Origin of the sequence: Pseudomonas sp. GD04058 (assembly GCF_029836855.1) — a bacterium.
In the GTDB taxonomy this organism is placed as follows: Bacteria; Pseudomonadota; Gammaproteobacteria; order Pseudomonadales; family Pseudomonadaceae; genus Aquipseudomonas; species Aquipseudomonas bharatica.
The window spans coordinates 1-1,636 of the sequence record NZ_JAOECN010000091.1; the positions used below are offsets into that span (position 1 = coordinate 1).

1 protein-coding gene and 1 pseudogene are annotated in these 1,636 nt (G+C 42.1%); both read left to right on the plus strand.

Features of this window, described 5'->3' with window-relative positions:
- A partial coding sequence (locus tag N7650_RS27840) for a hypothetical protein (RefSeq protein WP_279900901.1) occupies nucleotides 1–1,379 on the plus strand: 1,379 nt, incomplete at its 5' end.
- Between the two features lie 154 nt (nucleotides 1,380–1,533).
- Nucleotides 1,534–1,636: pseudogene (locus tag N7650_RS27845) on the plus strand (LysR family transcriptional regulator); the annotation flags it as partial.

The window sequence follows — 1,636 nt, forward strand, 5'->3', positions numbered from 1 at the left end:
TCAAGCAAGAATTCGCATTTAATCTTTATTTCGAGAAACTACCTATTTTCTCAAACAAGCTAAGAGACGCTTTAAAAAAGATTTCAATTGATGCATATACAAAAACATACCAGCGCGCTGGCGACAACATCCGAGCTTCCGGTCAGGCAAATAGCGCTAAATTTGACGACTCTAAGGTTTTCCACTTTCCAAGAACAATCAATAAAATAATCAAGTCCGCCCATCATATAGCAAGAAAGAACAATGAGTCTTGCTTCATTGTTATTGACGCTATCAGAAACCCATACGAGGCTATATTTTTCAAAGAACGTTACGCTGGCTTTTACCTAGTATCGATAAACACAGAAAATGACAACAGGCTAGCCCACCTTCGTCGGGCACACAAGTTCTCCGAGACACAGATAAAAGACCTCGATGAAAAAGAATACCCTCGCAGGCTTTCTGGATATAACAAATTTATATCACAGAACATCCAAAAATGCATTGAAATATCAGACATACACATACACAACCCTAGAAAAGAGCAATTTAACAACGTCGAGTTAAAATGCCAGCTTGCTTGGTATATGTATCTGATACAGCACCCAGGCTTGGTGATGCCTACATCATTGGAAAGTTGCATGCAGATTGCCTATACAGTCAAACAAAGCTCAGGCTGCATATCAAGACAAGTGGGTGCAGCTGTTACCGACGAGGAGTTTTCCGTAAAATCAGTTGGATGGAACAACACGCCACAAGGTCAAGTACCATGCCTTCTTAGAAATACCGAGGACTTATTACTAGGTCAAGACACTCACGCATACAGTGAGTACGAAAGAAACGACAGCAAATTCAGGGAAGTTTTACATGAAAAATTTGACACACTAAGAAAATCCAAGCTACTGAAAGGCCGCAACTTATCCTTTTGCTTTAAAGATATGCAGAATGAAATAGACGGCGAAAAAAACCAAGTACATACACGATCACTTCACGCCGAAGAGAATGCATTCCTTCAGATTTCAAAACATGGTGGAATGACGCTTAGAAATGGAATACTCTTTACTACAGCCAGCCCATGCGAACTCTGCTCTAAGAAAGCCTATCAACTTGGCATTAGCAAGATTGTATTCATAGATCCATATCCCGGGATCGCCACCAGACACACCTTACTTGTTGGAAGCAACAGCCCAGAACTGCAACTTTATAGAGGAGCAGTTGGCAGAGCATACCACCAACTCTACCAACCAATAATGCCTTACAAAGACGAACTTGAAACCTTATTATCAATCCCTGGAACCGCAAACAAAAAAGCACTTCGAACAAAACTACTAGAAAAAGAAAACTTAGAGCTGCGAGAGGAGATTGCACGTCTAAAAGGTCAATTAGAAAACGCCAAATAGAACCACCACATATAATTGAACCAGAGAAAATCTGGACAACCGGAAAGAGGTTCAGAAAACAAGGGCAGATTTATTTTTAAACTGCATTAAAATGCAAGCCCTCCGGCTTTTTGAGTAAAAATAAATCTGTCCCGATTTCCGGTCCCGATTTCTGTCGAACCTCACCCACCCGGACATCGTCTCGGAAACCCTGTTCAACTCTGAACGCCGGCTATGGCTGCCCAGCCACCACCCCCTGTGCGAACGCTCGGCCGTGA